This window comes from Sphingomonas sp. UV9, from assembly GCF_004101245.1.
Taxonomy (GTDB): Bacteria; Pseudomonadota; Alphaproteobacteria; order Sphingomonadales; family Sphingomonadaceae; genus Sphingomonas.
Genome location: NZ_SCIN01000001.1, coordinates 658,911 through 683,739, shown reverse-complemented (window position 1 = coordinate 683,739; position 24,829 = coordinate 658,911). Strand labels below are relative to the sequence as shown.

Sequence of the window (24,829 nt, the reverse complement as noted above, 5' to 3'; positions counted from 1 at the left end):
CGGGCTCGTTCCGGCATCCACCGTTCCGCGTACCTTCGGGGGCATTGATTGCCCAGAATCGTGGACCCCGGAACAAGTCCGGGGTGACGGAGGTAGCGTGATGGAAAATTAGGCGCTGACGGCCTCGAGTAGGCCCTCGAACAGGCGACGTCCGTCGGTGCCGCCGTGCGCGGCTTCGATGCGGCGCTCCGGGTGCGGCATCATGCCGAGCACGTTGCCCTTGTCGTTCAGCAACCCGGCGATGTTGCGGGCCGATCCGTTGACGCTCTCGGCGTAGCGGAACGCGACGCGGCCTTCGCCTTCGACACGGTCGAGCGTCTCGGCGTCGGCGAAGTAGTTGCCGTCATGATGTGCGACCGGGAACGAGACGCGTTCGCCGGCCTTGTAGCCCGACGTGAAGGTCGAGCTGGCCGTCTCGACGGTCAGCGCGACGTCGCGGCAGACGAAGTTCAGCCCCCCGTTGCGCATCAGCGCGCCGGGGAGGAGCCCCGCTTCGGTCAGCACCTGGAAGCCGTTGCAGATGCCGAGCACGGGCAGGCCCTTGCCCGCCTGCTCGACGACCGCGCGCATGATCGGCGACCGTGCAGCGATCGCGCCCGAGCGCAGGTAATCGCCGTAGGAGAAGCCACCCGGGACCGCGACCAGGCCGATGTCCGCGGGCAGGTCCGCATCACCATGCCAAACCATGCGCGGCTTGACGCCGGTCACCGCCTCTAGCGCGACGGCGATGTCGCGGTCGCAATTCGAGCCGGGGAAGACGATGACGGCGGTCTTCATGCGCGCTCGACCCGGTAATTCTCGATCACCGTGTTGGCGAGCAGCTTGCGGCACATGCCGTCGATGGTCGCGTCGTCGGTATCGTCGGCGACCTCCAGCTCGATCAGCTTGCCCTGGCGGACGTCCTGCACGCCCGCAAAGCCGAGGCTGCCGAGCGCGTGGTGGATCGCCCGACCCTGCGGATCGAGCACACCCGGCTTCAATGTCACGAAAACCTTGAGTTTCATTTACTTGCCCCGGTTCTTGCGATGCTTTTCAAGGTCTAGGACCGAATTGTCGCCACCTTCGGGCAGCAGGCCAAGACGGCGTGCAACCTCCTGATAAGCCTCGACTTCTCCGCCGAGATCGCGACGGAAGCGATCCTTGTCCATCTTCTCGTTCGTTTCCATGTCCCACAGGCGGCAGCCATCGGGGCTGATCTCGTCGGCGAGGATGATGCGACCGAAGTCGTTGTCGAAGATGCGGCCGAATTCGAGCTTGAAGTCGACCAGGCGGATGCCGACGCCGGCGAACAGCCCGCACAGGAAATCGTTCACGCGGATGGCGAGGTCGGCGATGTCGTGCATCTCCTCCTGGCTCGCCCAGCCGAACGCGGCGATGTGTTCGTCGGAGATCATCGGATCGCCGAGCGCATCGTCCTTGTAGTAATATTCGATGATCGTGCGGGGCAGCTTGGTGCCCTCCTCGATCCCGAGCCGCGTCGATATCGAGCCGGCGGCGACGTTGCGCACGACGACTTCGATCGGGACGATCTCGACCTGGCGGATCAGCTGCTCGCGCATGTTGAGCCGGCGGATGAAGTGCGTCGGCACGCCGATATGATCGAGCAGCGTGAAGATGTGCTCGGAAATCCGGTTGTTGAGCACGCCCTTGCCGTTGATCGTGCCCTTTTTCTGGGCATTGAACGCGGTCGCGTCATCCTTGAAATACTGGATCAGCGTGCCTGGCTCGGGACCCTCGTAGAGGATCTTGGCCTTGCCTTCGTAAATCTGGCGGCGGCGAGCCATGTGCGGTCCCCTGCAAAATAAGCGACGAAAATCGAGCGGCCCCGGCTCCCGCGACATCGATCGCGAAGCCGAGGCCGGAATAGGCCGCGCCTATAGGGTAAGGGCGCGGGGGGTGCAATCGGATCGGTGGGTCTTGGGCATGCGCGGGTGACTTGGCCGATATCGCGCGAGGACGACCATTTTAGGAGGGAACGGTTTTCGATCGAACAGTAGCATAAGCACCGGTTGGTTCGCTCGCCACGATCTGTACTGTCGTGATGCAGGTTGCCGCGACCCATTGGAGAGCGTGATGCTTCATACCGTATCGCTTGGACTGGCTCTCCTATATGCCGCCCAAGACAGCGCGCCGTCCGGGCAGCAAGCTCCTTCCGAACCACCGTCCGAAGAGATCGTCGTTACGGCCCTGCGTGACATCGACGACGAGGACTCGGCGGTAACGAGGAAATCATTTGGCACGTCCCGTACAGGTAGCGCGGTCCGCAGCCGCCAGATTTTCGACCTGTCGCAACGATGGGCCGCATGCCCGGCGAGAGCGGTACCCGACCGTCGCGGTTAATTACAGACGGCGGTCGATTCACGAACCAACAGCACGCGACAGGAGTTTGCGATGTTGCGGCTCGCCAAGATTTACGCGGCGTGCGCGCCCGATACGGAAGACGCGCATCTCGGGATAATCCAGAACGCATATTACGACAGGGGCGCTTTGACGATCGAGGCCTTGAAGGCGTTTGTGCCGGATCTGAGACTTACGAAGCAGCAGACAGCGGATCCCGCGGTGCAGGCACGCTTCAACGCGCGGGAAACATCGCTCGCTAAATTTCGGTTACCTGTCGACCGCCGGTATTTTGAAGCCGCTGTCTGCTTTGTGCGCCTCCAACCGGAACTAGCCGTCAAACTCGCTATGACGGACAAGCCTCTAACCGCCGTTAGTCGGCTTGAGGCAGCGATCGTTAATAGAAGTAGGATATGCGTCGGCAACGCCCGTAGCGTGTACTTCGACGGTATCCAGTTCCGGTTCTACATTGCCGACGCGGTCTATCGCTGGGCGGTTGCTGCGAAGGGCGTCGATACGCTTATCCCGCTGCAGTGAGGGCATGCTAAGGCTGGATTCCCCGACAGGGTGAAGCGCTCGAAGTGCGATCGCTTTACGTGACGGCCAGTCGTTGCGAAAATGCGGGATCGCGCCACGCTTGCGTCTCCAGCGTCTCGCGCAGGATATCGCCGGCGCGCCAGACGTCTTCGTGGCTCAGATACAAGGGCGTCAGGCCGAGGCGGAGGATGTCGGGGTCACGGAAGTCGCCGATGACGCTGCGGGCGATCAGGGCCTGGGTGATCGCGTACGCGTGCGGGTGGCGGAAACTGATGTGACTGCCGCGGTTCGATGGGTCGCGGGGGCTGACGCAGTCGAGGCCTAGCGCATCGCCAGCCGCGGCGAGGATGTCGAACAGTGCGGCACTTTTGGCGGCGATCGCCTGCTGGTCGATGTCGGCCCACAGGTCGAGCGCGGTTTCCAGCGCGGCGGTCGAGAGCATGGCCGGGGTGCCCGCGAGCCAGCGCTTCATGCCGGGGGCGGGGCGGTACGCGTCCTCGAACGCGAACGGGGCGGCGTGGCCCATCCAGCCGGACAGCGGGCTGGCGAACCTATCCTGCCAGCGCTTGGCGACGTAGAGGAACGCGGGCGCGCCAGGGCCGCCATTGAGGTATTTGTACGTGCACCCGACGGCGAGGTCGGCGTTCGCGTCGGTCAGGTCGATCGGGACCGCGCCGACGCTGTGGCTCAAGTCCCAGAGCATGAGTGCGCCCGCCTCATGCGCGCGGGCGGTCCAGGCGGCCATGTCGAAGCGGTCGCTGGTCTTGTAGTGGACGTGGGTGAGCATCAGCACCGCGGTGTCGTCGTCGAGTGCGGCGTAGAGGTCCTGGCGCGCCACCACCTTCAGCCGCGCGCCGGGAACGCAGGCGACGGCGCCTTCGGCGATGTGGAGGTCGGTAGGGAAATTGCCCGATTCGCTCAGGACCGTGTGGCGGTCGGGATTGCTGCGCAATGCTGCGACCAGCGCCTTGAACAAATGCGTGGAGGTGGTGTCGCCGATGATCACCTCGTCCGGCCCAGCGCCGATCAGCGGCGCGATCTTGGCGCCGATCCGCTGCGGGGCGTCGATCCAGCCTTCGTTCCAGCTGCGGATGAGGCGGTCGCCCCATTGGCGGGTGGCGACGTCGGCGAGCGCGGCGGGCGTGGCCCTGGGTAGCGCGCCGAGCGAGTTGCCGTCGAGGTAGATCACGCCTTCGGGCAGCGCGAATCTGTCGCGGCAGGCGGCAAGCGGGTCTGCGGCGTCGAGCGCCCGGGCGTCTTCGAGAGTCATTGGGCTCACTTTACGGCTGCCTTGATGAGGCGCTTCGTTTCTACCCACGCCGCGCTTTCCGGAGCGATGAGTTCGACGTGGCCGGTGGCGGGGACAGTATGGAGGCTGGCGTGGTCGCGGGCCGCGCGGGCCTTGGCGACATAGTCGGTGGCCATCGCAAACGGGATGATGCGGTCCTCGCGGCCGTTGACGAGGTCCTGAATCGCGCGGAGCGGGAGGAGGCGAGGGACCGAGGTATCGGCATAGATGTCCGGATGCTGTGGCGTCGGCGCGCCGACGAGTTTGGCGACGACTTCCGTACCGCAGCCGTTTTCAGGGCTGGCGGCGGTGGCTTCGAGATCGGGGAGTCCGCCGAGGCTGATGACATGGCGGATGCGGAGCGGGTGCGCGGTATGGAGCACGCTCGTCGCGGGCAGCTTTCGGCGGCCAGCCAGCCAGAGCGCGAGATGGCCGCCCGCCGAATGGCCGATCGCGACCAGACGACGGGTGTCGAGCTTATAGGCCTTGGCGTTCGCGGTCAGCGCATCGGCGGCCTTCGCGGCATCCGCGAAGGTGCCGGGATAGCCGCCGCCCGGTAGATCGACGCCGCGATAGTCGATGTTCCAAACCGCCACGTCGTCCTTGCGCAGGTCGTCGGCGATCCAGTTCATCAGACTGCGATCGGCAATGCTCGTCGTCCAGCAACCGCCATGCACCATGAGCACGACCGGGAACGGCCCTTTGCCCTGCGGTACCCAGACGTCGACCTTTTGCATGGCGTCGGCGCCGTATGCGATCGTCGCATCCGGGGTCGGTTTCGAGCGATTGGTCAGGTCGGGCCAGGTCAGCAGCTTGGGTGCGGTCGGAGCGGGGTCTTGCGCGGTCGCCGGTACGGTCACGGTGCTGGTGAGGGTGGCGAGCGCGAGAATTGCAAAGCGGATCATGAGGTTGGTGTAGCGGGCTCCGTCCGCCGCGTCATGCGGGCATCTGCGCTTGTGTACGCGAACGAAGCGCGCGGTACGTTCATGCTTTGATCGTTGCGTTTTCACCTGCTACCGCTGTCGGTAATGGCCAGCAGCGACTTCAAAGACCCCTTCGACTCCATCGTCGATGCCCCCTTCGATAGCGCGCTGTCCGAGCGGTATCTCGTCTACGCCTTGTCGACGATCACCGCACGGTCGCTGCCCGACGTCCGCGACGGCATGAAGCCGGTGCATCGGCGCCTGCTGTGGGCGATGCGGCTGCTGAAGCTGGATCCGGCGCAGGGGTACAAGAAGTGCGCGCGCGTCGTCGGCGACGTGATCGGCAAATACCATCCGCATGGCGATCAGTCGGTCTATGACGCGATGGTACGCTTGGCGCAGTCGTTCGCGATGCGGTATCCGCTGGTCGACGGGCAGGGCAATTTCGGCAACATCGACGGCGATAACGCGGCCGCCTACCGCTATACCGAGGCGCGGCTGACTCAGGTCGCGATCGATCTGATGGACGGGCTCGACGAGGACGCGGTCGCGTATCGCCCGACCTATAATGGCGAGGATCACGAGCCCGAGCTGTTCCCGGGGCTGTTCCCCAATTTGCTGGCGAACGGTGCGAGCGGGATCGCGGTGGGGATGGCGACGAGCATTCCGCCGCACAACGCCGCCGAGCTGCTGGAGGCGGCGATCGTGCTGATCGATACGCCCGACGCCGACGATGCGGCGATCCTAAGCCACGTGAAGGGCCCTGATTTCCCGACCGGCGGTCTGGTCGTCGATCCCCCCGCGGTGATCCGCGAATCCTATGCGACCGGGCGCGGCGGCTTCCGTGTCCGCGCGCGCTGGGAGACCGAGCGCGAGAAGGGCGGCGGCTGGCAGCTGATCGTCACGGAGATCCCGTACGGCGTGCAGAAGGGCAAGCTGATCGAGCAGATCGCCGATCTGATCAACGCCAAGCGCCTGCCGATCCTCGCCGACGTGCGCGACGAATCGGATACCGAGATCCGCATCGTGCTCGAGCCGCGCAGCCGCACGGTCGATGCGCAGATCCTGATGGACGGGCTGTTCCGGCTGACCGATCTCGAGACGCGGATCAGCCTCAACCTCAACGTGCTCGACAAGGATCGTACGCCGCGGGTGATGAGCTTGCGCGAAGCGTTGGCGGCATGGGTCGATCACCAGTTCGTCGTGTTGCGCAGGCGGACCGAGCACCGGCTGAGCAAGATCGCCGACCGCGTCGAGCTGCTCGACGGCTATCTGATCGCGTATCTGAACCTCGACCGCGTGATCGAGATCATCCGCACCGAGGACGAGCCGAAGAAGGTCATGATCGCCGAGTTCAACCTGACCGATCGTCAGGCCGAGGCGATCCTCAACATGCGGCTGCGCAGCCTGCGGCGGCTCGAAGAGTTCGAGATCAAGACCGAGCGCGACAAGCTCGACAAGGAGCAGGCGAGCCTGTCCGCGCTGCTCGCCGATCCGAAGAAGCAGCGCGCGCGGATGAAGCGCGACATGGCGAAAATCCGCGATCGCTATGGGCTGGAGACTCCGCTCGGCAAGCGACGGACGACGATCGAGGAACACGCACCGACGCGCGACATCCCGCTCGAGGCGATGATCGAGCGCGAGCCGATCACGGTGATCCTGTCGCAGCGCGGGTGGATTCGCGCGATGAAGGGGCACAACGACCTGGCGAGTCCGGAGGCGCTGAAGTTCAAGGAGGGCGACGGTCCGGCGTTCGCGTTCCATGCGCAGACCACCGACAAGCTGTTGCTCGCGGCGGAGAACGGGCGGTTCTACACGCTGGCGGCGGACAAGCTGCCGGGCGGTCGCGGCTTTGGCGAGCCGGTGCGGGCGATGATCGATCTCGATGGCAGCATCGGGATCATCGCGCTGCTGCCCGCGAGCAAGCATCCCAAATTGCTGGTGGTCGCGACCGATGGGCGCGGCTTCTCGGTGAGTTCGGCGGAAGTGATCGCGGAAACGCGCAAGGGCAAGACGGTGATGACGCCGCGGCCGGGTGCGCAGTTGAAGATCGTCCGGCCGATCGGACCGAACGACGACTACGTCGCGGCGATCGGGGACAACCGCAAGATGCTGGTGTTCCCGCTTGCCGAGCTGGTCGAGATGACGCGCGGGCAGGGGCTTCAGCTGCAGCGCTATCGCGATGGCGGACTGGCAGACGCGATCACGTTCGTCTTTGCCGACGGGCTGAGCTGGGCGATGGGCGGGGGTACGGGACGCACGCGGACCGAATCGGACCTCGGGCCATGGCGTGCAGCACGCGGCGCGGCTGGAAGAATGCCGCCAACGGGGTTTCCGCGTGACAATCGTTTTGGGTAGCTAGGAGGTTACCAGCCTGTAAAACCAAAAGATTGGCGATAATTGACAGTGTAGAGCCGTTTCGGTTCCTTTAGGACGTCTTAAGGAAGCGTCGCTACAACGGGGGAATGGCATCGATAGCCCCGGATGCGATTACGCAATCGATCGTCGCGACCGAACTGGTCGCGCGGGCCTTGGAACTGATCCCGATCCCGGCTGCCCATGTTGTCGTCAACGGCGGCGTGTTCGACCTCTTCGCGATGAACCGCGCTTACCGTCTCGCCGGCCTTGGCGTGGTTGCCGAGCGATCACCGATGATTGCGGATCTCGGACCGCGCATCCTGGCATTCCTGGAATCCGCCAGCCTGCGGTCGGATTTCGAATGGACGTTGGGCGATGTCATCGACTGCCGCTATTACCGGGTGACGATTGCGCGGACCTTCGCGTCGTTCCGCGATCGCTGCACGATCAGCTTCATCGACCAGACCTCGCAGATCCAGACCGAGCGCAGCCTGCGCCGCGAGATGACCACCGACAGCTTGACCGGTTTGCCCAACCGCGAGGGTTTCGAGGAATTGATCGAGGACGTCGACGATCGCAGCGTCAGCGCGGTCCTCGCGATCGATATCGATCGGTTCGGGCGGCTGAACTCGTGTCTCGGTTCGCTCGCTGGCGACGAGTTGCTGATCACCGTCGCCCGGCGAATCAAGGGGGCGTTGCGCGAGCGGGACACGATTGCACGGATCGGCGGCGACCAGTTCGGTATCCTGATGACGATCGATACCGATCGCGAGGAAGCGCACGCGCTGGCCGGGCGCATTCAGCGGACGCTCACCGCGCCGTTCCGGCTGACCGATTACGAGATCAGCGTCGAATGCTCGGTCGGGATCGCGTATGGCGCGGACGAAGCGAGCGATGTCGCCGAACTGATCCGCCACGCGCAGTTCGCGGTGAAGCGTGCGAAGGTGAGCGGGCTGGCCGAAAGCTATCTGCCGCAGGATTTCGCGATCGCGCGTGCGCAGTTCGGCATGGAGACGGCGCTGCGGCGCGCAATCGAAAATCGCGAACTGCGGCTGGCGTATCAACCGATCTGCGACCTTGCGACGGGCAAGATCGTCTCGTTCGAAGCGCTTGCGCGGTGGACCGATGAACAGGGCCGCCGGCATTGCCCGACCGAGTTCATTCCGGTCGCCGAGGAATCCGGGCTGATCGTGCCGCTGGGGCGCTGGGCGATCGACGAGGCGGCGCACACGCTTGCCGCCTGGGATGCGCGGCACGGTGCGCCTTGCGGGGTGAAATTCGCGGTCAACCTGTCGGCGATCCAGTTGCAGCGCGACGATATCGCGCCGGTGCTGGAGGCGGCCCTGGCATCGACCGGGCTGACCGGCGACCGATTCACGCTCGAGCTGACCGAGAGCGCGATCGTGACGGATCCGGACCGGATTGCGGGGACGATGCACGCGCTGAAGGCGTTGGGGACGACGCTGGCGATGGACGATTTCGGGACGGGCTATTCCAACCTCGCCTATCTGCAGAAACTGCCGATCGACGTGCTGAAGATCGACCGGAGCTTCGTGACGGAGATGCTGGCGGACCGTGACAAGGTGTCGATCGTCCGCGCGATCCTCAGCCTGGCGCAGGCGTTGGGAATGAAGACGACCGCCGAGGGAATCGAGACGAACGACCTGGCACAGACGCTGGCGGCGCTAGGGTGCACGTTCGGGCAGGGATATTTCTATGCCAAGCCGCTGGAGGCCGAGGCGGCGTATGCGATGATCGGCGCGGGTGCGGGCGTGTCGATGCCCGTTGCGTCCTAAGCGCGGTTATCGCGGGCGCGGCGGTCATCCTGACTGCCACCGTCTTCCTAACTGGCACCGTCTTCCTAACTGCCGCCGTCATCCCAGCCGCCGCCGCTCCAGCCGCCGTCATCCCAGCGAAAGCTGGGATCTGCTCGTGCGGGTCTGGGCGCCCGCCAACTGCGATACCCCAGCTTCCGTTGGGGTGACGGGTTTTAGGTGGGTGGCGTCCCCATTCGAGCGCACGGTTCGCCGGTCCCAATCGCTGGAGCAGTTCGGTCGCTCAAGCAGTTCAGTGCTTCAGCCACTCAGTGCTTCAGCGACAATCTCATCGGCGATCACCGCGACACGCTCCGCCCCCGGAAAGCCCTCCGCGATCCACCGCGTTTCGACCTGCCGCAGCATCGCCGCGACGTCCGGACCCTTGCGGAGACCGCGTTCTACCAGCGCACCGCCGGAGAAGGGGAAGGAGGGTGGCGTCCAGTCCTTGATCGGGGAAACGTCTTCCCCCGCGATCAGCAGCCGGTCGATCGCGACGGTCATGCCGGCGCGGTAGGCAAGCGCCCGCGGACCTTCGTTACCCAGGCCGGCGGTGGCGGCGATCAGGCGTTTGCGGTCGGTGTTCGACAGCTTCAGCCGTGCGCCGACGGCTTCGGCCGCGGCGGGAGCGATCGTCATGGCGAGGCGCCGGATCGGGTCCGGGGCGATGCCCGCCACCGTCTCGCGCTCGGCGAGACGAGCGAGACGCGACGCGCCCGCCGCGTCGATCTCGGGCAGCACCGCGCGAAAAATGCCGCGCTCCACCATCAAGGCCACCACCGGTACCGCGTTGGCGGCGACCAGCAGTTTCAGCACTTCGCTCGCCACGCGTTCGCGGGACAGCGCCATCAGGTCGTTGGCGCGCGCGGTGCAGGCGTTCAGCCCGGGTTCGTCGATCGAGGTCCCGAACCGGGCATGGAACCGGAAGAAGCGGAGGATGCGCAGATGATCCTCCGCTATCCGCTGCAACGGGTCGCCGATGAAGCGCACGCGCCGTGCCGCGAGGTCGTCGAGGCCACCGAAATAATCGAAGATTTCGCCCGTCGCAGGGTCGGCGTAGAGCGCGTTCATCGTGAAGTCGCGCCGCGCCGCGTCCTCGCGCCAGTCGTCGGTATAGGCGATGATCGCGTGACGGCCGTCGGTCGAGACGTCGCGACGCAGCGTCGTCACCTCGACCGGGCCGGCGGCGGTGACCGCGGTAATCGTGCCATGTGCGAGGCCGGTCGGAACCGCCTTGATCCGTGCGTCCTGCAGGCGTTCGATCACCTCCTGCGGGGGCAGGCGGGTCGCGATATCGACATCGGCGACGTCGATCCCGAGCAGCGTGTCGCGCACCGCGCCGCCGACAAAGCGCGATTCACCCTCGGCTGCGCCAAGCACCTTCGTCAGTGCGTCGAGGCCGTCGCGCGCGCGCCATGCCGCGCCCGGGAGTATCAAGACCACCTCAGGCGGCGGGCGAGATTGACGATCATCGCGGCCGTGGCACCCCAGATTCGACGCTCGTTCCACATGATCTCGTAATAATGCCGGTCGTGCCCCTGCCATTCGAGCGTCGCCTCGACATGGTTCGCTTCGTCGAGGAGAAACGCGAGCGGGACTTCGAAGACGCTGGCGACTTCGGCTTCGCTTGGCGTGAAGACCAGATCGGGCGGGATGATGCCGATCACCGGTGTCACCTGGAACCCGGTGACGGTGCGGTAGCTGTCGGCCTCGCCGATCACCCGGACCTTGGCGCGCGGAAGGGCGATCTCCTCCTCGGCCTCGCGGAGTGCGGCGGTAACGACGTCTTCGCCGGGATCGATCCGGCCGCCGGGGAACGCGATCTGGCCGGGGTGGCGGCTCATCGTGTCGGTGCGCTGCGTCAGGATCACGCCCGGATCGGCGCGATCGGTGACCGCGATCAGCACCGCGGCGGGCAGCAGCGTCTCGGCGGCGGTCAGCTCGCCATCATGCTGGTCGCCGGTGAGCAGGATCATGTGCGAGCCGGCGCCCTTCGCCAGCGCCGCGGTCAACCGTTCCGTCAAACTCATGCGTTGGTTTCCGGCTCGGCTGGCTCCAGCGGGAAAAAGGCCCCGTCGCTCCAGATGCCCGGTGTCGCCGCGTCGTCCGCGATCGCTCGCTCGGCGAGTTCGTAATAGACCGAGCGCACGACCAGCGCCTCCATCCCGCCGCGTACGACCAGATAGGGGCGGGGGCCATCGGTATCCTCGACGAAGCGCAACGGATGCTCGGGGCCTGCCGTGACGAGATCGCCGGTGTTGAGGCGGAAGGCGAGCTTCGAGTCGCGACCGCTGCCCTCGGCCTTCATCTCGACCGCGACGAACGGCGCGTCCTCGACCTCGATGTCGAGCTTTTCGACGGGCGTGACGAGGACGTGGCTGCCGTCGGGCTCGCGGCGCAGGATCGTCGAGAACAGCCGGACCATCGCCGGGCGCCCGATCGGCGAGCCTTGATGGTACCAGGTGCCATCACGCGCGATCCGCATATCGCTGTCGCCGCAATGCGTCGGGTTCCATTTCTCGACCGGCGGGAGCTTGGCCTCTTCCACGAGCTTGGCAATCTCGGCGAGACTTAGCGAGGCGATATCGGGGATGGGATCCATGGGCATGGCGGCGGACTAGGCGGGCGGGGGGGCCAGGTAAAGCGGCGGCTTATGCGGATGCGGTGACCGGTATCGTATCCGGCACGCGCGGACGCAGTATTCCGGCCGTATCAGGGACCGCATCGCCGCGTGCGAGCAGCCGGTGGCGCTCGACCGGGCCGGGGGCGCTCCAGCGACCGGTGCGATCGGCGGTGAAGCCGAAGAAGCGGCCATAATAGTCCGGGTCGCCGATCAGCATCAGCGCGCCATCGAGGCCCAGCGTGGTCGCCGCATCGAGCGCCTGCGTCATCAACCTGCGGCCGATCCCCTCGCCCTGGTGGGTCGGCTCGACCGCGACCGGACCTAGCATGACGAGCGGCGTTTCGATCCCGCCCTGGATCAGCGCGATCGGCCAGCACTGGATCGAGCCCACCAGCACACCGTCTTCGATTGCCGCGAAGCTGAGCGCGGCGATCGGCTCGCCGGCGCCGCGGATCGTATAGGCCGTGCGCAGAAACCGGTCGGGCCCGAACGCGCGATCGAGCATCGACTCGATCATGGTCGGATCGATGCTGTCGAGGGGAACGAGAGTGATCACGGCATCTCCTGCCCCCGGACGCGCCAAGCGACGGCGCATCGGCGATTGGGGGCAGCGCGCTTTAACTTCGGTGCGGCTGAACGCAAGGATAACCGGAGGCATGGCGCTGTTGTCGAGGCGCTACTCCGAGTGATCGAGGCTGGCCCGTTACAATCCTCTCCCGCAAGGGGAGGTGGCTGGCATTGGCCAGACGGAGGGGGCGGTAAGCGATCACCGCTGTTCGGTGTCCTCCCCCTCCGCCACCTTCGGTGCCACCTCCCCCTGGCGGGGAAGGATTGCGTAAGTTGCTCGCCAGCGCGCATCGCTTGGAAGACCCGACTTTCATCTCGCCGCGCGTCTGCTAGAGGCGCGACGATGGAAGACAGTCTTCAACTCGAAGTCCACGATCTCGAAGTGCAGGTCCTGACCGGCATCTATTCGGAGGAGACGCACCTGCCGCAACCGCTGCGGATCTCGCTGACCGTCGACATGGTGTGCCCGAAGCGGTTCGATCCCGATACGCCGTTGTCGGCGTCGAAGAATTATCTCGACCTGAAGAACGCGGCGACCACCGCGCTGCCGCCGGGGGTGCACTTCACGCTGATCGAAGGCGTGGCGGATCATATCTGCGAGACGCTGTTCCTGCAGGATGCGCGGGTGCTGCGCGTGAAGGTAAAGATCGTGAAGCTGGCGATCGCCGAGGCGGGCGAAGCGATCGGCATGACTCTCGTCCGCCATCGACGCTGACGCCATGCGACTGACGCTCGAGCCGGGCGCGGATATCGCTGCGTTGGTGCGGAGCGCGATTGGCGAGTCGTTGGTTGCGGTGATCCCCTCGGCGCTGGATGCCCTGGCGATGGCGCAGGCGCGGGCCGCGATCGGCCCGCTCGCGGTTGAATTGGCGCCTGCGACTCGGGTGAATGCGGTCGTTCTGGCGGAGGGGGCAGATGCGGCCGACGTGGATTCGGCGGTCGCGTTCCTCGAAAATGCGCGATCGACCACAGGGCAATTGATCGAAATCCACCAGCGCGCGCCTTGATCGATCCTCGTCTATAAGGCGCGCCCGGGCATGCCTCAGATCTTCCGAGTCCGCCCGCACGGCCCGAGCGCGGCGAGCACATAGGCATAATCCTCGCGTGCGATCGTCGCGTCGGCGGCTTCCAGCGACCCGGTGCTCCGCTCGGGCAGCGTCGATGGCAGCGCGCAGGCCATCCGGTACCAGAGCAACGTCTCGGGCGCCGGCGGCGCGGCCGATTCGTCGACGATCTCACTTAGTGCAACGGCCCAGCGTGGCTGCTCGCCTGGTCGCCGCAGAATCGACAGCGACACTGGCCGCTGGTCTGCGGTGGTCAGGAAAATCTGCGTCTCGCCTTCGCCGGGCAGCGCGCCTGCGACGTGGAATGCGTTGCCGATCCCGGTGATGACCGGCGGCGCATCGCTCGCCAGAGCATCCTTTGCGATCTTCCGCGCACGCGCGTCGGCGGTCGGCGTCCAGCCGAGCTGGGCGTCGGGGGCGATCAGCTGGACCTGGTTGACCGCGCCCGGCACCGGCCGCGCGAAGATCAGCACCCGCGCCTTCTTGAACTTCGGTACGCGACCCGCCGAATCGGGTGCGACATCGAGCAGGTATCCGATTCGCGGTGGCAGCCCGTCGGCGCCCCGGATCAACGCCGTGACGTCGACCTCGACATATAGTCGGACTAAACCCGGCGCGAGATCCGGTGCTTCGGCGGGCTTGATCTTCGCGGTCGATCGCACCGTCGCGTCGGCGATCACCGGCGCGGACAGCACCAGATCGGCGATGTCGGCATAACCGATCCCGCCGGGCGTATCCTGCCGCGTCGGATCGCCCGAAACCTGCGGGTTGCCGAGGGAAACCGGCGGCGGTGCGGGCGATTGCCCGGCGCAGGCGGGAAGCGCGACGAGCGCGATCGACAGGGCCGAAGCCGTAACGTGAAACAATGGATTCATGCCGTCAGGCTACGCGACCGGAGCTTAACGATACAGAAATAATTCTGCCATCGTGCGGTTGTACGTTTGTTGCGTCTGACAAAGCGTTTGCGTGTCGCATGACGTGGCGATAGGACTTGGCGACTGCCCCGTGGTTATTCCGGCCAACGGCAGACGTATGCGTCGCGTACCCAGTGCGGACATATGCGTACGGAGCAGGCAGATTAAGGGAGTGTCGTTGCTGAATGGCCTATGTTGACCAGAAGATGTCCGGAGGCAAAATCGTCGCGATCGTTATCGTCGCGCTGATTCATGCGGCCTTGGGCTATGCTTTCGTCACCGGCCTCGCGTACCAGTACGTGAAAAAGGCCCAAGAAAAGCTTAATACGTTCGACGTGGAGCCGCCACCGCCGCCGCCTCCACCCGACGAGCCCCCGCCGCCGCCGCCCGAGCAGCCAAACCTGCCGCCGCCGCCGACTACGGTCGTCACGCCGCCGCCGGTGGTTGTTACGCCGCAGCCCGCACCTGCGATCACGACGTCGACCATCATTCCGCGGTTCCAACCGACGGCTCCGCCAGCGCCACCCGCGCCGCCGGCACCGCCGGCCCCCCCCGCACCGGTGATCAGCAAGGCTGCTGGTGCCAAGGGCAACCCGTCCGAGTGGGTTTCGACGGATGATTATCCGCCGAGCTCGCTGCGCGCCGAGGAAGAAGGCACCGTGGGGATTTCCTGGGATATCAATACCCAGGGTCGCGTCGAGAATTGTCGCGTGACGTCATCGAGTGGATCGTCCGCGCTGGATCGGGCCGCTTGTGCCGCGATCACACGGCGTGGCCGGTATTCGCCGGCCGTCGATCAGGCGGGCAATCCGATCCGTTCGAGCTCTTCGCGTCGCGTGACGTGGAAGATTCCGCCCCAGTAAGGTGGTGTCATCACCGCGCTGCAGTTTTCGTTTCAGACATAGACCTAATAGTCAGAGGACTAACCGATCATGATCACCACCATCCTTGCCGCGGCCGGGACCGCCGCAGCCGACGCCAACCCGTACGGCCTGCAAGCCGCACTCCGCGAAGGCGGCCTGATCTCGCAGACCGTGTTCGGCATCCTCGTGCTGATGTCGGTCGTGTCGTTCTACATCCTGTTCTCGAAGCTGTTCGAGCAGCAGAAGATCATCGGCCAGGGCAAGCGCGTCCGTCAGGCCTTCTGGCAGTCGAACAACCTTCGCGAAGGGTCGGCCAAGCTCGAGAAGAACTCCGCCTACAAGCAGATCGTCGACGACGGCCTGTTCGCGCAGGAGCAGCATTCGAAGCTGACCGATCCGGTCGAGGCGCATGACTGGCTGCACGGTTCGCTGGCGCGTTCGGAAGCCGCGATCAACTCGAAGCTGGGTGGCGGTCTCGCCTTCCTCGCAACGGTCGGTTCGGTTTCGCCGTTCATCGGTCTGTTCGGTACGGTTATCGGCATCTACCGCGCACTCGTGAAGATCGGTGCGTCGGGTCAGGCGTCGATCGACAAGGTCGCGGGTCCGGTCGGCGAGGCGCTGATCATGACCGCACTTGGTCTGGTCGTCGCGGTTCCGGCCGTGCTGTCGTACAACTGGCTGCAGCGTCGCAACAAGGCGATCGCAGAGGACCTTTCGGCCTTCTCGAACGACGTCCTGGGCTTCCTTGCTTCGAACGGTGCCGTTCGTCCGTCGATCGCATCGGGCGCCAAGCCGATCGCAACCAAGCCTGCTACGACGACCACGACCGCCGGCCAGACCGGTGGCGTGCCGCGCGCCAACTAAGACGCGAAAAAGGCGGGGCTGCTGTTCAGCAGCGGCCCCGCTTCATTTCCGCCGGCCGTTCCGGTGGCGATTACATGGATAGGATAGTTCGCACATGGCGATGAGTGTTGGTGGCGATTCCACCGAGAGTTCGATATCGGACATCAATACGACGCCGCTGGTCGACGTCATGCTCGTGCTCCTGATCATCTTCCTGGTGACGACGACCGTCGCGGTCCAGGCGGTTCAGCTGAAGCTCCCAGAGGTTCGCTTCGATCCGACGATGACCAAGCCCGAAAATGTCTCGCTGTCGGTGACTTCGGCCAACGGACAGTGCCAGGTATATTGGGGCCTTTCCCAGGTTACTCATGAAGAGTTGCTGCAAAGGGGCGTCGACAAGCTGAAGGCGGAGATCGCGCGTCAGGGCGGTGCCAATGCCGCCGGCCTCGAATTGCCCGAGGCACATATCCGCGGCGACGTGGACGCACCGTATCGCTGCATCGGCGCCACGATCTACACGATGCAGCAGGCCGGGTTCGCCCGGGTCGGCTTCATCTCCGAACCGCCTCCCGGCGGCACCACCGAACGCTGATGAACGCTCGGACGTATTTAGGAGTAGCATAAAATGGCAATGAGCGGCGGCAAAGAAGATGGCTCGCCGATGATGGAAATGAACATGACGCCGTTGATCGACGTCCTGCTCGTTCTCCTCATCATGTTCATCATCACGATCCCCATCCAGACGCACGCGGTGAAGGTCGACCTTCCGGTCAACAGCCCGAACCAGCCGCAGAACCCGGTCAATCCCGAGAAGAACAAGATCTCGATCGATCCGGCAGGTGTGGTGGCGTGGAACGGCGCGCCGGTCGACGAGGTCACGCTGCGCCAGTATCTGGATCAGAGCGCGGGCATGACGCCCGAGCCCGAGCTCCACTTCCAGCCTGATCCGCAGGCGCGCTACGAAGTGGTCGATCGCACACTGGCCACCATCAAGCGGTCCGCGATCACCAAGCTCGGCTTCATCGGCAACGAGCAGTATCGCAACGACTTCTGAGTCGTTCCCGATACAGTATCGAGCGTCCAAAGGGCGGTCCTCCGGGGCCGCCCTTTTTCGTTGTGCGTGGCCGGAGGGGGGCAGGCGGGGGCGGTCAGGCGGGGGCGATCAGTCAGGGGCGATGCGGGTCGCCCAAGCAAACTTGATCAATGTACTTGTATGACAGTCATCGAAGTGACACACCGTTGTCACAAAAATGAAACCTTCGGATAGGCGAAGGTCAGTGGAGATGAGCGATGCGCAAGACCGTCCTGTTCGTTCTCGTAACTCTGGGCGCGGCAACGCCGGCGCTGGCGGCACCGTCCGCTAACCAGGATCGCACCGGCTACAAGGCGATTTCGGCGGGCGACCTGTCCACCGCAGAGCAGCGCATCGTCGCCGAGCGGAAGATCTTCCCGCAGCGTCCCGAACTGATGATCAACCTGGCGTCGGTGTATCGCCGGACCGGCCGCGACTCGGAGGCGCGTGCGTTGTATTCTGCGGTGCTGGAGCGGCCGGCGGTCGCGATGGACCTGCCTTCGGGCGCAGTGGTTTCGTCGCACGATCTGGCCACTCGCGCGCTTGCCCGCCAGACGCAGCAGATCGCGACCCGCTGACCTGCAGTTGCAGGGATGGTGTCCTAACTGTTTTTCATAAGGCAGGAGCCCCGTTCGGGGTGCCTGCCTTACGGAGTGTCGAACCGACGTCGGGTCGCGTGCCAAGGGGCAGGGTGAGTCCCGCTTATCGGTGCTGACGATCAGCGGCGCTTATGGCTTCGCGGGTTCTCGTTTATCGACGTCGTGTGCTTCGAACGTCGTTCCTACTCCGCCCGATCCGGTGGGAACGCTGCCCGCCAAAGGCCGAAGGTCGAATGGGGGATCTTGCCAATTGAGCGGAGCGCACTGCTACGTTTCTGACTGGCGTTGCTAGGCCGGTCAGCGCACGTTGGCGGGGTTCGCCGGCGTAGCTTTGAGCAGTCGCGGGTTGGACAGAGCAGGCTACCAAGCGCCGGCAGGGCGAGAAGCCGGTGGCTGCGATCGGCTCACTGCGATCCAATCACTTCTCCGCAGCGCGCTAGCGAGGGCCCACCGCTCTCCACCGTGCAATCTTGACTTGTTGATCGGTTCTGCAGTTGCGAAACGCTCCCGACAACCTCGTCGGTGACGCTCGTAGCGCTGCCCATGTCTCGGCCGTTCCGTCGCAGGCGGGAATTCCGACGTTCGAACGCTGACGGTCAAGTCGACGAGCCTGCCAGGATACGCTCCCGACAGACGAAGTAGGACGATGGTCTGACGCGTCTGAGCAGCAACCGCGCTCGAAGCCCGGATGACCGGCACGAGCCCTCCCGAAGCCCCAGATCTTACAATCGCGGCAGAGTGACCCCGCGCTGGCCCATATATTTTCCGGCCCGGTCGGCGTAGCTCACTTCGCACGGCTCGTTCCCCTTGAGGAACAGGAACTGGCACGCGCCTTCGTTGGCGTAGATTTTGGCGGGCAGCGGTGTGGTGTTGGAGAATTCCAGTGTGACATGCCCCTCCCATTCCGGCTCCAGCGGGGTCACGTTGACGATGATCCCGCAGCGCGCATAGGTCGACTTGCCGAGGCAGATCACCAGCACGTCGCGGGGCACGCGAAAATATTCGACGGTCCGGGCGAGCGCGAAGCTGTTCGGCGGGATGATGCAGACGTCGGTCTTGCGATCGACGAAACTGTTGGCCGCAAAATCCTTCGGGTCGACGATCGCGCTGTCGACGTTGGTGAAGATCTTGAACTCGTCGGCGACGCGGGCGTCGTAGCCATAGGACGACAGCCCGTACGAGATGCAGCCATCGCGGCGCTGCGCCTCGTGGAACGGCTCGATCATCGCATCGCCCAGCGCGCGCTCGCGGATCCAGCGGTCGGACATCACGGACATGGCAACTCCCTTTTTCGGAAAGCGGCTTTCGCGCGGATGCCGCCCGACGGCAAGGGGGCGGGCGGAAAGAGTGCGGGCGCGCGCGCGAACGCGTCCCGGTTCGCTTACCGCGCGTTGGCTATTGATGCGGTCGGACTGGGGCGTCACAAGGCGGTGTCGCGATCGCCACGATTGGGACTGCGCCGTCGGAGCAAGCCCGGCGGCTCGAGGGGAAGCTGGCTTGAAGATCATCGAGACGCCGTCACCGAATTTTGACGACCGCACGCTGCCCATCACGATGATCGTGTTGCACTATACCGGCATGAAGGACGGCGCGTCGGCGATCGCCCGGTTGCGCGATCCCGAGGCCAAGGTGTCGTCGCATTACCTGGTCGAGGAGGACGGCACGGTCCTGCGGATGGTCGCAGAGGATAAGCGCGCCTGGCATGCGGGCAGGTCGCAGTGGCGTGGGATCGAGGACGTCAATTCTGCGAGCGTCGGCATCGAGATCGTCAATCCGGGTCATGAGTTCGGCTATCGTCCTTTCCCGCCGGAGCAGATCGCGTCGGTCGTCGCCCTGGTCGCCGAGATCAAGGATCGGCACGAGATCACCCGGGGGAATATCGTTGGGCATTCGGACATCGCGCCGACGCGCAAGCGCGATCCGGGCGAGTTGTTCCCATGGCACGAACTGGCGCGGCGACGGTTGGCGCTGCCGCGGCCGACCAAGAATCTGATGGATCCGGGCTGGACCGAAGGGGGGTTCTGCCTCGCGCTCGAACGCTTCGGGTATGACGTCGAGAACCGGATGGCGGCGACGATGGCGTTTCAACGGCGATTTCGACCGGAACTGGTCGATGGCGAGGTCGATGCGGAGTGCCGGTGTATCCTGCTGGCCTTGCTGCTGCCGAAGCCGATGGGGGACGACTAATGCACCATCCTCCCCGCAAGGGGGAGGATGAAGCGTGCACCGGCTAAAAACGATGGTGCATCGCACCTTGCCGCGCTAGGGCTCGCCTCGCCAGAGGGTCGGGCGACCGCGGGTGTTTTCGGACACGCGAGGAAAGTCCGGGCTCCGCGAAACGACGGTGCCGGGTAACGCCCGGCGAGGGTGACCTCAGGGAAAGTGCCACAGAGAGCAGACGGCCAACCCTCGGCTTCGGTCGGGGCGGTCAGAGTGAAAGGGTGCGGTAAGAGCGCACCGCGCGCCTGGTAACAGGGGCGGCACGGCAAACCCCACCGGGAGCAAGATCGAATAGGGGTGGCACATGGGCTTCGTTTCAGCTCGTCACCCGGGTTGATTGCTTGAGGCGGCGGGCAACCGTCGTCCTAGAGGAATGGTCGCCTAACTTTCGACCGAAGGGTCGGAAATGGACAGAACCCGGCTTACAGACCCTCTGGCATACTCCCCCGAACCATTGCAGACTGCGACGAAATACGTCGGGGGGAAGTGATGCGTATCGACAGGGCCGGGTTGATCGGCGCAGGCATGATGGCGATCGCCGTCGCGACGGTTCAGGTGGCGGCCCCGGTAACGGCGCAGACGCCCGCGACGACGGTGCAGCAGGATTTCGATGCTGCAGCAGCACTGGACGCGAAAGGCGACAAGCCCGCGGCGCTGGCGGCGTGGGAGAAGCTTGAGGCACGCACCAAGCCGGGCTCGCGAAGCCGCGGCATCGCGCTGATCCGCAAGGCACCGACGCTGTTTGCGCTGAACCGTGCGGACGAATCGGTGAAGGCCGCGCGGGCGGGGCTCGCCTTGCTTCCGGTGGATGATGCCAGTCTCGCGGAGGATCGGACGCGCGCTTTTCTGATCCTTGGCCAGGTTGCGACCGACACGCTCGATTATGCCGGCGCCGTGACTGCGTTGCAGCAGGCGGAGGCGAGCGCGGTCGGTACCGCGGATAAGCTGGGCGCGATGCTCTCGCTGGTGACCGCACAGATCTTCATCGATCCCAATGCGGCGGCCGCGACTTTGGCGCGAAGCGACGCGTTGATCGGTACGCTAAAGCTCGACAAGAACGTTGCCGCCCGCTTTGCGCGTGAGCGAACCATCCTTAAACTCAATACCGGTGATATCGCCGGGGCCCGCGCCAGTGCGTTGCGGGCGATCACGCTTCTTGGCGGTCTCGACACGAACAAGATCGATATCATGGATGCTTCGGCGCGGTCAGACGCCGCGATTGCTTTCCTGCTGAGCGGCAATGCCGACGAAGCGCGGCGCTACATGGCCTTTACAGGCGCTGGGCGCATGATGAAGGGATCGTTCGATCCTGCCGCGGAGATGCGGTCGCCCGACTGTGGTGGCGACGCCGGTCTGGAACCGCAGGACGTTGCGGTGGTCGAGTTCAACATCGCATCTGATGGAACGATCGATCACGCCTCGCCGATCTATGCAGCAGGCGGCGGTCAGGTAGCGCTGGAGTTCGCGCGCGCGGTTAAGGGGTGGTCGTGGCCCGCCGAACAGGTCCAGGCAATACCGGCATTCTACCGCTATCACGTGCGGGTCGAGATGCGCTGTTCGACCGCGTTCGAGCGGCCGTCCATCGGGGACGGATTGGATGGAGCTCTGGAGCAGTGGCTCGCCAGTAAAGGCGTCACGGTCGCACCTGAGCCCGCCGGTTCGCAAGCGGCTGCGCTGGCCGGGCAGCGCGCCGAACTGGCAACGGCAACGGCGCAGGCGCCTAACGGTTTGCGTACACTGGCCGCAATCTACCGCCTGACAAGCAATCCCACCGTCGCGCGGGAAGAGCGTGCGGGTTTGTATGCACGCGGTCTCGCGATCGCGGCCGCCAACGACGCACCGCCCAGCGCGCGCCTGACCTTCGACCTGCCGGGGCGCGTCGATGCGGTGACTGATATCTGGAGGCCGGGGATATATGAACGGACGCTGATGCCGATGGTGTCGGAACCCGTGTATGCGAACGATCCACAGGCGCGGGCCGCGATCAGGCTGATGATGGTCGATGGCGCCGTCGCGCGGACCAGAAAGTCGCAGAAGAACGATGCGGCAATCCTGACTCTTCGGCAGGTGGCGGACGATAAGGCGTTGAAGCCGAACGATCCGCTGCGTGTCGGTGCGCTGATCCGGATTGCATCGATCGAAGAGCGCAACGGCCAAATTGATGCGGCACGGGCGACATTTGCCTCCAGTGGCCTGACGGCAAACCAGTGCGCAATCATGGATGCCCCGCCCAAGATGGTCTCCAAACCTGGATCGGAAGCGTTCCCGATGGAAGCGATGCGGTGGGGTTTCGAGGGCTGGACGCAGGTCCAGTTCGACATCGGCGCGGACGGTAATGTTATCAATCAACGCGCGTTACTGAGCTATCCACCGTTCATCTTCTCGGAGGCGGGCACCAACTTCTTCAACAAGGCGAAGTACGCAAAGACCTATCGTCCCGACGGTGGTCTGGGTTGCGGTGCGACGACCACCCGTATCAAGTTTCTGCTGCCGGAATCGGCACACCGCGCCTCGTGAAGTTCAGCCTGCCCCCCAGACAATATGGGGGCTGAAAGGCTTACACCAGCACCTTATCCGGCCGTCCGACCTCTTCGAGGACGGTCTTCGAATCGATCTCCATCATCGGTTTGATCAGACCATCGCGGATGTCGTAGACCCAACCGTGGAGAAGCACTTCCTGGCCGCGCGCAAAGGCCCCTTGGATCGTCGCGGTACGTGCGAGCCGGATCAGCTGATCGCGGACGTTGACCTCGACGAGCCGGTTGACCTTCTGTTCGCGGTCGGGTTGCGCATCGATCTCGTCGGCGTGATCGTGCAGGACGCTGCGCGCGGTAGAGAGCCAGTCGTCCACCGCGCCGTTCGTACCGCCGTCGAGCGTCGCGCGGATCCCGCCGCACGCGTAATGGCCGCAGATGATGATGTGGCGCACGCCCAGCACGTCGACCGCATATTGCAGCACCGACATCAGGTTCATGTCGTCGTCGTTGACGAGGTTAGCGATGTTGCGGTGGATGAACATGCCGCCCGGCGGCGTCATCGTCATCTGTTCCGGGCTGACGCGGCTGTCCGAACAGCCGATCCACAGGAACTCCGGGTTCTGTCCGACCAGCTGGCGCTGGAAGAAGTCGGCGCTCTCCTCGATGATCTCGGCCGACCACGCCTTATTGGCGAGCAGGAGCTGTTTGTACTGCCTCATGTGAAACGAACCTCGGTCTGGGGGGCGTTGATTAGCTTCACCGTACGCAGCGCAAGATCGCCCCGGATGACCACGGTGATGCCGCGGTACTGGGCACCCTTGATGAACGCGTTGATGATGTCGACGTTGTCGAGATCGACATAGCTGGTCGATGAGAGATCGATCAGCACGTTCGCGTTGTCCGGCACGCGATCGAGCGACTTCTGCAGCTCGTATTTATGAATGAAATACAAGTTGCGGCGGGCACGGACGAGGCAGTCCTCATCGTCGCAGGCAAACGTGATCGCGGTGCGGAAGTTGCGCGCGACGACGAACACGAAGCCGACCGCAAGACCGATCACGATGCCCTCGAGCAGATCGGTGAACAGGATCGCGGCGACGGTCACCACGAACGGGATGAACTGCGTCCAGCCCTGTTTGAAGCGTTCGGTATAGAGCTTTGGCTTGGTCAGCTTGTAGCCGGTCGCGATCAGCACTGCGGCCAGTGCCGACAGCGGGATCAGGTTCAGCACCGCCGGGATCAGCGCGACGCTGACCAGCAGCCAGAAGCCGTGCAGCATCGTCGATAGCTTGCTCTCGGCCTTGGCGTCGACGTTCGCGGACGAGCGCACGATCACCGAGGTGACGGGCAGGCCGCCGATCAGCCCGGAGATGATGTTGCCACCACCCTGCGCCATCAGCTCCCAGTTCTTGTCGGTCGAGCGACGACGCGGATCGATTTCGTCGACCGCCTTGACGCTTAGCAGCGATTCGAGGCTGGCGACGATCGCGAGCGTCATCGCGGTGGTCCACACCACCCCCATGCCGATCCCGGAAAAGTCGGGGAGCGTGAACAGCGACGGGAATTGCGACAGCGTTTCGGTGATCGGCACCTGAACCAGATGCGTCTCCTTCAGCTGCCATTCGGGCTTCACCGCGCCGAGCAGCATGTTGCCGAGGATGCCGATCAGGACGACGACGAGCGGACCGGGGACGAAGCGCAGCGGTCCGTTCTTTGGCTTGGCACCATCCCACCAGAACAGGAAGGCGAGGCTGACGCCGGCGATCAGGATGGCGCCGGGGGTCACGCTGGCCGAAAGGCTGTCGATGATCCGCGAGAAGGTGTTGACACCGTTGGCAGTGGTGAATTCGAAGATTCCCTCGGCTTCACGATCGAAACCGACCGCATGCGGGATCTGCTTGAGGATCAGGATCAGGCCGATCGCCGCCAACATGCCGGTGATGACCGACGAGGGCACGAACTCGCTGAGGATGCCGGCACGGGTGAGCGAGAAGCAGATCTGGAGCACGCCAGCCAGCACGACCGACAGCAGGAAGATCTGGTAGCTCGGCATGCTCTCGATCGCGGCTAGCACGATCACCGTCAGGCCGGCCGCGGGGCCGCTGACCGACAGCGGCGACTTGGAGAACAGGCCGACGGCGATGCCGCCGACGATCCCCGAGATTATCCCGGCGAACAGCGGTGCACCCGACGCCAGTGCAACGCCCAGACAGAGGGGCAGCGCGACGAGCGCGACGACGATGGAGGCGGGAAGATCCGCACGCCATGTGGTAAGCTTTGGAATGAGAGTCGGCACCAGGGCTCCTGTCGCTAAGGTGTCGGCTGGGAAT

General features: G+C 64.8%; 25 protein-coding genes and 1 other RNA gene. 13 read left to right on the top strand and 13 right to left on the bottom strand.

Features of this window, described 5'->3' with window-relative positions; all coding sequences use genetic code 11:
- Positions 1–108: 108 nt before the first annotated feature.
- From purQ to purC, 3 genes are read right to left on the bottom strand one after another with little or no spacing between them, the layout of a single operon-like run.
- Positions 109–777: a phosphoribosylformylglycinamidine synthase subunit PurQ gene (gene purQ, locus EQZ23_RS02865; protein WP_128452940.1), complete on the bottom strand. Its 669-nt coding sequence runs from the start codon at positions 775–777 to the stop codon at positions 109–111.
- Positions 774–1,004, bottom strand: a complete 231-nt coding sequence (purS, locus tag EQZ23_RS02860; RefSeq protein ID WP_128452939.1) for a phosphoribosylformylglycinamidine synthase subunit PurS — start codon at positions 1,002–1,004, stop codon at positions 774–776. Before purS ends, purQ begins: the two co-directional genes overlap by 4 nt.
- A complete protein-coding gene (gene purC, locus EQZ23_RS02855) occupies positions 1,005–1,784 on the bottom strand; it encodes a phosphoribosylaminoimidazolesuccinocarboxamide synthase (RefSeq protein WP_055876188.1) in 780 nt (259 codons plus the stop codon). It abuts the gene before it with no gap.
- 607 nt (positions 1,785–2,391) lie between these two features.
- Between purC and EQZ23_RS02850 the strand changes: the two genes are divergently transcribed.
- On the top strand, positions 2,392–2,874 hold the full coding sequence (locus EQZ23_RS02850) for a hypothetical protein (RefSeq protein ID WP_128452938.1): 483 nt from the start codon (positions 2,392–2,394) through the stop codon (positions 2,872–2,874).
- Positions 2,875–2,929: 55 nt separating this feature from the next.
- Here EQZ23_RS02850 and kynU read toward each other — a convergent pair whose 3' ends face one another.
- Complete coding sequence (gene kynU, locus EQZ23_RS02845) at positions 2,930–4,144, bottom strand: kynureninase (protein ID WP_128452937.1); 1,215 nt, start codon at positions 4,142–4,144, stop codon at positions 2,930–2,932.
- A 5-nt stretch (positions 4,145–4,149) separates the two neighbouring features.
- Positions 4,150–5,067, bottom strand: coding sequence for an alpha/beta hydrolase (locus EQZ23_RS02840; protein ID WP_128452936.1), 918 nt, complete (start codon positions 5,065–5,067; stop codon positions 4,150–4,152).
- A 123-nt stretch (positions 5,068–5,190) separates the two neighbouring features.
- Here EQZ23_RS02840 and parC point away from each other — a divergent pair, with 123 nt between their 5' ends.
- On the top strand, positions 5,191–7,443 hold the full coding sequence (gene parC, locus EQZ23_RS02835; RefSeq protein ID WP_128452935.1) for a DNA topoisomerase IV subunit A: 2,253 nt from the start codon (positions 5,191–5,193) through the stop codon (positions 7,441–7,443).
- Between the two features lie 107 nt (positions 7,444–7,550).
- Entirely contained in the window at positions 7,551–9,239 is a 1,689-nt protein-coding gene (locus EQZ23_RS02830; RefSeq protein WP_128452934.1) for a bifunctional diguanylate cyclase/phosphodiesterase, read from the top strand.
- Between the two features lie 279 nt (positions 9,240–9,518).
- Here the strand turns inward: EQZ23_RS02830 and EQZ23_RS02825 are convergent, their stop codons facing one another.
- From EQZ23_RS02825 to EQZ23_RS02810, 4 genes are read right to left on the bottom strand one after another with little or no spacing between them, the layout of a single operon-like run.
- Positions 9,519–10,700, bottom strand: a complete 1,182-nt coding sequence (locus EQZ23_RS02825) for a CCA tRNA nucleotidyltransferase (RefSeq protein ID WP_240663149.1) — start codon at positions 10,698–10,700, stop codon at positions 9,519–9,521.
- The gene (locus EQZ23_RS02820) at positions 10,691–11,287 is read right to left on the bottom strand and encodes a CoA pyrophosphatase (RefSeq protein WP_128452932.1); all 597 of its coding nucleotides are present in this window, start codon (positions 11,285–11,287) and stop codon (positions 10,691–10,693) included. Before EQZ23_RS02820 ends, EQZ23_RS02825 begins: the two co-directional genes overlap by 10 nt.
- Complete coding sequence (locus EQZ23_RS02815) at positions 11,284–11,865, bottom strand: DUF1285 domain-containing protein (RefSeq protein WP_128452931.1); 582 nt, start codon at positions 11,863–11,865, stop codon at positions 11,284–11,286. Before EQZ23_RS02815 ends, EQZ23_RS02820 begins: the two co-directional genes overlap by 4 nt.
- A gap of 43 nt (positions 11,866–11,908) precedes the next feature.
- Entirely contained in the window at positions 11,909–12,436 is a 528-nt protein-coding gene (locus tag EQZ23_RS02810; protein ID WP_128452930.1) for an N-acetyltransferase, read from the bottom strand.
- Between the two features lie 354 nt (positions 12,437–12,790).
- Between EQZ23_RS02810 and EQZ23_RS02805 the strand changes: the two genes are divergently transcribed.
- Positions 12,791–13,162 (top strand): dihydroneopterin aldolase, encoded by a 372-nt coding sequence (locus EQZ23_RS02805; protein WP_128452929.1) that lies wholly within the window; start codon positions 12,791–12,793, stop codon positions 13,160–13,162.
- A 4-nt stretch (positions 13,163–13,166) separates the two neighbouring features.
- The gene (locus EQZ23_RS02800) at positions 13,167–13,454 is read left to right on the top strand and encodes a Rossmann fold domain-containing protein (RefSeq protein ID WP_128452928.1); all 288 of its coding nucleotides are present in this window, start codon (positions 13,167–13,169) and stop codon (positions 13,452–13,454) included.
- A 35-nt stretch (positions 13,455–13,489) separates the two neighbouring features.
- Here the strand turns inward: EQZ23_RS02800 and EQZ23_RS02795 are convergent, their stop codons facing one another.
- The gene (locus EQZ23_RS02795; protein WP_128452927.1) at positions 13,490–14,386 is read right to left on the bottom strand and encodes a hypothetical protein; all 897 of its coding nucleotides are present in this window, start codon (positions 14,384–14,386) and stop codon (positions 13,490–13,492) included.
- 224 nt (positions 14,387–14,610) lie between these two features.
- On the opposite strand from EQZ23_RS02795, the gene EQZ23_RS02790 reads away from it, so the two are divergent.
- The 5 genes from EQZ23_RS02790 to EQZ23_RS02770 all read left to right on the top strand — a co-directional run bounded on the left by EQZ23_RS02790 (position 14,611) and on the right by EQZ23_RS02770 (position 17,781).
- Positions 14,611–15,288: an energy transducer TonB gene (locus EQZ23_RS02790; RefSeq protein WP_128452926.1), complete on the top strand. Its 678-nt coding sequence runs from the start codon at positions 14,611–14,613 to the stop codon at positions 15,286–15,288.
- A 69-nt stretch (positions 15,289–15,357) separates the two neighbouring features.
- Positions 15,358–16,152 carry a MotA/TolQ/ExbB proton channel family protein gene (locus tag EQZ23_RS02785; RefSeq protein ID WP_128452925.1) on the top strand — a complete coding sequence of 265 codons (795 nt, stop codon included), beginning with the start codon at positions 15,358–15,360 and terminating at the stop codon, positions 16,150–16,152.
- Positions 16,153–16,246: 94 nt separating this feature from the next.
- Entirely contained in the window at positions 16,247–16,723 is a 477-nt protein-coding gene (locus EQZ23_RS02780) for a biopolymer transporter ExbD (RefSeq protein WP_187502378.1), read from the top strand.
- Positions 16,724–16,756: 33 nt separating this feature from the next.
- The gene (locus EQZ23_RS02775) at positions 16,757–17,185 is read left to right on the top strand and encodes a biopolymer transporter ExbD (protein ID WP_164913366.1); all 429 of its coding nucleotides are present in this window, start codon (positions 16,757–16,759) and stop codon (positions 17,183–17,185) included.
- A gap of 236 nt (positions 17,186–17,421) precedes the next feature.
- Positions 17,422–17,781 carry a tetratricopeptide repeat protein gene (locus EQZ23_RS02770; protein ID WP_128452923.1) on the top strand — a complete coding sequence of 120 codons (360 nt, stop codon included), beginning with the start codon at positions 17,422–17,424 and terminating at the stop codon, positions 17,779–17,781.
- 743 nt (positions 17,782–18,524) lie between these two features.
- Here EQZ23_RS02770 and dcd read toward each other — a convergent pair.
- A complete protein-coding gene (gene dcd / locus EQZ23_RS02765; protein WP_055878967.1) occupies positions 18,525–19,079 on the bottom strand; it encodes a dCTP deaminase in 555 nt (184 codons plus the stop codon).
- Between the two features lie 220 nt (positions 19,080–19,299).
- On the opposite strand from dcd, the gene EQZ23_RS02760 reads away from it, so the two are divergent.
- The 3 genes from EQZ23_RS02760 (at position 19,300) to EQZ23_RS02750 (ending at position 22,539) form a co-directional block, all read left to right on the top strand.
- Positions 19,300–19,989, top strand: a complete 690-nt coding sequence (locus tag EQZ23_RS02760) for an N-acetylmuramoyl-L-alanine amidase (protein WP_128452922.1) — start codon at positions 19,300–19,302, stop codon at positions 19,987–19,989.
- A 90-nt stretch (positions 19,990–20,079) separates the two neighbouring features.
- An RNA gene (gene rnpB / locus EQZ23_RS02755) (RNase P RNA component class A) lies at positions 20,080–20,463 on the top strand.
- A 48-nt stretch (positions 20,464–20,511) separates the two neighbouring features.
- A complete protein-coding gene (locus EQZ23_RS02750; RefSeq protein WP_128452921.1) occupies positions 20,512–22,539 on the top strand; it encodes a hypothetical protein in 2,028 nt (675 codons plus the stop codon).
- A gap of 40 nt (positions 22,540–22,579) precedes the next feature.
- Here the strand turns inward: EQZ23_RS02750 and EQZ23_RS02745 are convergent, their stop codons facing one another.
- Both EQZ23_RS02745 and EQZ23_RS02740 read right to left on the bottom strand, forming a co-directional pair.
- Positions 22,580–23,218 (bottom strand): carbonic anhydrase, encoded by a 639-nt coding sequence (locus EQZ23_RS02745; RefSeq protein ID WP_128452920.1) that lies wholly within the window; start codon positions 23,216–23,218, stop codon positions 22,580–22,582.
- On the bottom strand, positions 23,215–24,795 hold the full coding sequence (locus tag EQZ23_RS02740) for a SulP family inorganic anion transporter (RefSeq protein ID WP_128452919.1): 1,581 nt from the start codon (positions 24,793–24,795) through the stop codon (positions 23,215–23,217). The genes EQZ23_RS02745 and EQZ23_RS02740 overlap by 4 nt, the downstream gene beginning before the upstream one ends.
- Positions 24,796–24,829 lie beyond the last annotated feature (34 nt).

Bases quoted from the DNA above. Each gene is read 5' to 3' on its own strand.
- parC (WP_128452935.1), top strand. From the start codon at position 5,191: ATGGCCAGCAGCGACTTCAAAGACCCCTTCGACTCCATCGTCGATGCC.
- EQZ23_RS02795 (WP_128452927.1), bottom strand. From the start codon at position 14,386: ATGAATCCATTGTTTCACGTTACGGCTTCGGCCCTGTCGATCGCGCTC.
- EQZ23_RS02805 (WP_128452929.1), top strand. From the start codon at position 12,791: ATGGAAGACAGTCTTCAACTCGAAGTCCACGATCTCGAAGTGCAGGTC.
- EQZ23_RS02745 (WP_128452920.1), bottom strand. From the start codon at position 23,218: ATGAGGCAGTACAAACAGCTCCTGCTCGCCAATAAGGCGTGGTCGGCC.
- EQZ23_RS02815 (WP_128452931.1), bottom strand. From the start codon at position 11,865: ATGCCCATGGATCCCATCCCCGATATCGCCTCGCTAAGTCTCGCCGAG.
- EQZ23_RS02840 (WP_128452936.1), bottom strand. From the start codon at position 5,067: ATGATCCGCTTTGCAATTCTCGCGCTCGCCACCCTCACCAGCACCGTG.
- kynU (WP_128452937.1), bottom strand. From the start codon at position 4,144: ATGACTCTCGAAGACGCCCGGGCGCTCGACGCCGCAGACCCGCTTGCC.
- EQZ23_RS02780 (WP_187502378.1), top strand. From the start codon at position 16,247: ATGGCGATGAGTGTTGGTGGCGATTCCACCGAGAGTTCGATATCGGAC.
- EQZ23_RS02820 (WP_128452932.1), bottom strand. From the start codon at position 11,287: ATGAGTTTGACGGAACGGTTGACCGCGGCGCTGGCGAAGGGCGCCGGC.
- EQZ23_RS02770 (WP_128452923.1), top strand. From the start codon at position 17,422: ATGCGCAAGACCGTCCTGTTCGTTCTCGTAACTCTGGGCGCGGCAACG.
- EQZ23_RS02790 (WP_128452926.1), top strand. From the start codon at position 14,611: ATGGCCTATGTTGACCAGAAGATGTCCGGAGGCAAAATCGTCGCGATC.
- purQ (WP_128452940.1), bottom strand. From the start codon at position 777: ATGAAGACCGCCGTCATCGTCTTCCCCGGCTCGAATTGCGACCGCGAC.
- EQZ23_RS02750 (WP_128452921.1), top strand. From the start codon at position 20,512: ATGCGTATCGACAGGGCCGGGTTGATCGGCGCAGGCATGATGGCGATC.
- EQZ23_RS02785 (WP_128452925.1), top strand. From the start codon at position 15,358: ATGATCACCACCATCCTTGCCGCGGCCGGGACCGCCGCAGCCGACGCC.
- EQZ23_RS02800 (WP_128452928.1), top strand. From the start codon at position 13,167: ATGCGACTGACGCTCGAGCCGGGCGCGGATATCGCTGCGTTGGTGCGG.
- EQZ23_RS02775 (WP_164913366.1), top strand. From the start codon at position 16,757: ATGGCAATGAGCGGCGGCAAAGAAGATGGCTCGCCGATGATGGAAATG.
- EQZ23_RS02830 (WP_128452934.1), top strand. From the start codon at position 7,551: ATGGCATCGATAGCCCCGGATGCGATTACGCAATCGATCGTCGCGACC.
- purC (WP_055876188.1), bottom strand. From the start codon at position 1,784: ATGGCTCGCCGCCGCCAGATTTACGAAGGCAAGGCCAAGATCCTCTAC.
- EQZ23_RS02850 (WP_128452938.1), top strand. From the start codon at position 2,392: ATGTTGCGGCTCGCCAAGATTTACGCGGCGTGCGCGCCCGATACGGAA.
- purS (WP_128452939.1), bottom strand. From the start codon at position 1,004: ATGAAACTCAAGGTTTTCGTGACATTGAAGCCGGGTGTGCTCGATCCG.
- dcd (WP_055878967.1), bottom strand. From the start codon at position 19,079: ATGTCCGTGATGTCCGACCGCTGGATCCGCGAGCGCGCGCTGGGCGAT.